8 protein-coding genes are annotated in these 4985 nt (G+C 49.5%); all 8 read left to right on the top strand.

Annotated elements, in window-relative coordinates:
• Positions 1–422, top strand: a 422-nt coding sequence (locus FDF36_RS20820) for a TraG/VirB4 family ATPase (protein ID WP_475647112.1), incomplete at its 5' end; no start/stop codon positions are given.
• Positions 423–434: 12 nt separating this feature from the next.
• The gene (locus FDF36_RS20815; protein WP_220392666.1) at positions 435–956 is read left to right on the top strand and encodes a conjugal transfer protein TraI; all 522 of its coding nucleotides are present in this window, start codon (positions 435–437) and stop codon (positions 954–956) included.
• A gap of 5 nt (positions 957–961) precedes the next feature.
• The gene (locus FDF36_RS20810) at positions 962–1735 is read left to right on the top strand and encodes a hypothetical protein (protein WP_220392665.1); all 774 of its coding nucleotides are present in this window, start codon (positions 962–964) and stop codon (positions 1733–1735) included.
• A gap of 19 nt (positions 1736–1754) precedes the next feature.
• Positions 1755–2399 (top strand): hypothetical protein, encoded by a 645-nt coding sequence (locus tag FDF36_RS20805; RefSeq protein ID WP_220392664.1) that lies wholly within the window; start codon positions 1755–1757, stop codon positions 2397–2399.
• Positions 2396–3376 carry a conjugative transposon protein TraM gene (traM, locus tag FDF36_RS20800; RefSeq protein ID WP_220392663.1) on the top strand — a complete coding sequence of 327 codons (981 nt, stop codon included), beginning with the start codon at positions 2396–2398 and terminating at the stop codon, positions 3374–3376. Before FDF36_RS20805 ends, traM begins: the two co-directional genes overlap by 4 nt.
• A 50-nt stretch (positions 3377–3426) precedes the next feature.
• Complete coding sequence (locus FDF36_RS20795) at positions 3427–3585, top strand: hypothetical protein (RefSeq protein ID WP_220392662.1); 159 nt, start codon at positions 3427–3429, stop codon at positions 3583–3585.
• Positions 3586–3841: 256 nt separating this feature from the next.
• Positions 3842–3973 carry a hypothetical protein gene (locus FDF36_RS21400; protein ID WP_259281493.1) on the top strand — a complete coding sequence of 44 codons (132 nt, stop codon included), beginning with the start codon at positions 3842–3844 and terminating at the stop codon, positions 3971–3973.
• Between the two features lie 132 nt (positions 3974–4105).
• On the top strand, positions 4106–4985 hold an 880-nt coding region (locus tag FDF36_RS20790), incomplete at its 3' end, for a DUF4138 domain-containing protein (RefSeq protein WP_220392661.1).

The raw sequence follows: 4985 nt of genomic DNA, 5'->3' as shown, positions 1-4985 counted from the left end.
TGGCCTTCTGCTACCAGAAGATACGGAAAGAGAACGGAGCCGTATATACCATTGTCCAGACCCCTGACCAGCTGCCCGATGACGAGAACACGAAAAACATCATCAGCAACACGGACATGCTGTTCGTGTTGCCGACCAAGGAGGTCATCTACCAGAGCATCATCGACAAGTTCAAGCTGACGCAGCCCGGCCAGATAGCCCTGATGAAATCCATGCGGAACAACTTCGCCGGTTCCCGTCCCTACTCGGAATGCTTCATGCGTATGGGTGAGAATTACGCGACGGTTACCCGCCTGGAGTTCTCCAGGGAGAAGTTCCTCGCTTTCCAGACGGAAGGTGAGATCTGGTCGGACCTCGAGGACAAAACCGGAAGCGGCAAGTCCATGCAGGAAGCTATCGAAGAATATATAAACGAACATTAAAACAAGAAACGCATGAAGAAATTATTTTTATCCTTAATCGTGCTGATGGCGGCAGCCACCGCATCGGCACAATGGGCCGTGACGGATGCCGGCAATTTAAGCCAGAACCTTAAAAACTTCAAGGAGCTACAAAAGCAGGTCAGTTACCTTCAGGAACAGAAGAAGTTGCTGGACGAGAGCCTGGACATGCTGCGCAAGGTCAACTCCGTAGTGTCGGACTGTGAGACGACCCGGTATATTATCGAACGCCAGGCAAGGCTCTCCAAAAAATGCGTCGATCTGCTCAGCGGGAAGCAACTGAACTCCTCGACGCTGCAGACACTCAGCGGCAGTATTGAACAGATCATGGCCGGAAACAGACGCCTGATCCAGTTATCAAGAACGATCCTCTCCACAAGCGTGAGGATGAATGACGCAGAGCGGCTGACCACCTTGCAGAACATAGAGAAACAGACTCTTGAAGAGGAAAGGAAAATAGCGAAGATCTCCCAAGTAATAAACCAGTACGAACGGCTCAAAAGAGCATTGAGATAACCGGCATGGAAGAAGCATACGGAAATCTGAACGCCGCGTACCTGCATATAAAGGGTATGGTAGTCATAGAAGGATTCTACGCGATTGTCGCCGGGTTTGTCATAACGACTTTCGTTTTCAAGCTCGTGGGAATTATCAAAGAGATGACAAATGAGGGAAAAGGATTCAACGCCAAGCACTTCTATGAGCTGGGCAGGGAGTACATCTTCTGCATAGGACTGATATGCATCATGCCCGTGCTGTTAGGAACGCTCGAAACGGTACTGGCCTATGGCGCCGACGAACTGATGAAGTCACTTGCCACCGGTGGGGTCTATAACCCGCACAACATCTGGAAAGATCCGATCAGCGCCATGCTGGACGAACTGATGAACGGGGACATCACCGACATAGCCGTCAACGGGCTCGATACCCTGAAATGGTCACTTATCTCAGGAACGATAGGCAGTCTCTTCGGCGTGGCCTATGATTACATCATGCTGCTGTTCCTCTGTACCCGCTACCTGATACTGCTCCTGCTCGAGATCATTTCTCCCATAGCGATAGCCTGCCTGTACAACAATGACACGCGCAGCTCCTTCTACACATGGGTCAAGCAGATGTTGGGATGCTACATGCTCTATCCGGGGTTTATCCTTGCCAGCGTTTTCTCGGACCTGATCGTCACGAACTATGTCCTGCAAAGATCCTGGTCGGTGCTGCTGATGGTCATTTTTTCTTTCCTGCTCAAGCTCACGATGCTCGGCACGGTAAAGGCCACAGTAAACAAATGGTTATAAATTACACAATGAAACTTCCATGAAAGCAACAATAAAAAGCATACTCCAAGTAAAAAGCATACTCAAGGATTTCTCCAGCCTGGCGGAAGCCAGAAAGAGCCATACGCTCCGCACCAAACTGGTATTTATTTTCTGCGGGATAACCATCGCGATGGTCCTGTTCTTCGCACACAGCGTGGTGAACAATGCGATGAACAAGATCCTGGTGGTCAACGAAGGCGGGGAGTTCGTCCATTTCAAGGCCATGCAGCAGGACCTGCTGTACGAAAGCCTCCTGAAAGGGCACTGCCGCCGGACGGCCTACTTCCTGAACAGCTTTGACAGGCTTTCCCTGCAGGAGAACCGTGCCCGTGCCCTGTTCCTGGTCAACAAGCCGGACGCGAATACCGTATTTGCCAAATACCAGGCGGACCGTGCCTATGGCGATGCGCTGGAACTCGGGGTTGTCTACAAGACGGAGTTTGAAAAGATCATCGACATACGTGCCGACGGTGAGGAGTACCATGTCAGGTTCTCCTCCATCCTGAGTATCATTAATGGCGATGACACCAGGAAAGTACGGATTGTGAGTGAGGGTACCGCCATCCATACCACTCCGCGCTTTCCGGAAAATACGTCCGGTTTCTTCTTCCGCACCTATAACCAGCAATACGAGCTCTTATGACACGGGACGGGAAAAGCAGAATAGCCATACTGGCGGGCTTGGGAATTGTAGTTGTCCTGCTGGTGTGGGCATTCATCGCCAGCCTGCCGGCCTCCGGAAGCAAGGAGCCGGAAACGGGTGAGGTAATCCTCAGAACACGGATCAAGGACAGCTTTACGCTGGATGACATGCTCCAAAAAGTCGAGAAGGAAAATACAAGCAAATCCGCTTCCCTTTCAGGTTTCGATCCGGTAACGGAGGAGCCTGCGGACACGGCCGGGAATGAAAGGGAGATCCGGCGCATACAGGAGCTGATCCGGAATAACGAGCGGGAACTCGGAGCGGGAATCACGGCACCAGTACAACAGCCGGCTTCTTCCGGGGGAAAGGAAAAACCTGCCATGCAGGAAAAGAAGGAAGGGGAAGTGCAGCCCAAGCACCGCAAAGCCGTGGATACTGTGCCCCGGGCACCGGTTCGCAGGGGATTCAACACGGTCCGGCTCGTGAGACAGGAAGAACGGAATGTTATCAAGGCATTCGTGCACTCCACGCAAACCGTCATGGTCGGTTCCACCCTCAAGATGCAGCTGGCCGAGAACTGCCTGACCGATGACGGGCAGCGCATCCGTAAAGGGACTCCCGTATTCGGAGAGGTGACGGGCATCGACGGGGAGCGTGTCCTGGTAAAGATCACCTCGGTAAACCTGGGTGGAAATATACTTCCCTTTGATAAGCAGGTTTATTCCGAGGACGCAATACAGGGAATCTATGTACCGGGCAATGTGAAGGCGGAGACAGCACAAGAGGCCGGAGCGGCGGGAATAAGCGGCGCGAACACCAATATCTCCGGAGGATTTGATATGGGAAGCCAACTCGTGGCAGGAGCGGCCAACAGCGTCATCAACGCAACCAAGTCGGCAGCAAGCAAGAATATCCGGAAGGTAAAGGTGACAATCAAAACCAACTACCGCATACTGCTCAGGCAACCGGGAGAGTGAGGAAGGAAAAGGAATGGAAGAAATCAAAAAACGATTAATACAAGAAGAAAATGGAATCGATAAAAGAATTTGTTGTTGAAGCAATAAAGCTTCCGGAAGTGTGGATATATATGATAGCACTTGTCATTGTGGGCTGGAATCTCCCGGCCATCAGAAAAGGGCTGAATAAAGATACAAATTCCTCAAATAAGCAAAAAAAGGATAGGTAATATGAATTTTTTCAATATTCGTGAAATTTTACAAAAGATTACCTCTGTACAGTTTTTAATTAAAAGGGTAAGTCCTAAAGTCGGGATACTGAGAATTAAAAAAAATAGAAAAAAATGAAGTTCATCATCCATATCCAATTTGAATCTAAACGTAAAATAAGTATAACCAAATATAGAAGCCAATAGGAAAATCGGAAGATTCATTCCTTTCTTTCCTAACAGAAGTACAGATAAAGGAAGGAAAAGGGCCGTATATATGGCAGATACTCCCATTACGAGTAAAACTTGTGTATATAAGGAATATGATTCAAAGGAAGACGTAAACAAGAATAATGTAGGATATAGCATAAAAGAACAGGCAATAAAGCATCTGATGAAATCCAAATAATGCTCAGGGAGACAAGCTAATATTTCAGCCGTTTTTTCGAAGTATGACATAAAATTGATTTTAACAATGAGTCGCAAAGATAGGTAAACAGCTTTTATGGACAAAGAAATTGAAACAAAATTTTAAAAAGATATGAGACTAAAACCAATTTACATCACCACCCTGCTTCTCCTGTTTTTCCTTTCAGGGAAAGCGCAGAAGATCGAGGAACTCTCCGCAGTTCCTCTGCAGATCGGGTATGAAAAGACCCTGCACCTGATCTTCCCTACCGAAGTGAAGTATTACAGCATCGGAGGGGATTACGTCATCGGTGAGAAAGTGGCGAATTGCCCAGGAATCATACGCCTGAAGGCGGCGGAAGAGAACTTCCCGGGGGAAACAACCCTGTCGGTGGTGACGGCCGACACAAAGTTCTATTCGTACTCTATCAGCTACAACGCACATCCGGCCCGGAGTTATGTGCGTATAGGCGGGGAAGCTCCCGCACCGCATACGCTGCCGGTAGGAAAAGAAAAGCAGCTGTTCCTGATCTTCCCTGCCGGTATCACCTATGTGGACTACGGAAGCACGAACGTGGAGGTGGACAAAGCCGAGGGAGTGGATAATATCCTGGCCGTAAAAGCCGTCCAGCCCTATAAAGAGGATACGAACATATCGGTCGTGCTTGAAGGGGGAAAGTTCTACACTTTCGACCTGCGTTATGTGCCCGCTCCGGAGCGTTTCAGCTTCGTCATCGACAAGGAGGATACGCAGAGGGTGGCCATACTCGACGAAAAGGAACGCTCTTACGGACAGAAGGAAAGGATCAGGGAGGCTATCGCGAAACGTCTTCCCCTGGATCTGGGGCTGAAGGACAAGAATTCCGGTGTGGAGTTCGAGGTCGGAAATATCTTCATCGACGGGGATATCCTGCTGTTGCGCATGACCCTGACAAACCGCACACAGATCGGTTATACGACGGATTTCATGCGGTTCTACATCCAGGATGCCAAGATCCGCAAAAAGACGGCGG

Origin of the sequence: Bacteroides fragilis (genome assembly GCF_019583405.1) — a bacterium.
GTDB lineage: Bacteria > Bacteroidota > Bacteroidia > Bacteroidales > Bacteroidaceae > Bacteroides > Bacteroides fragilis_B.
This window is presented reverse-complemented; position numbering and strand designations above follow the sequence as displayed.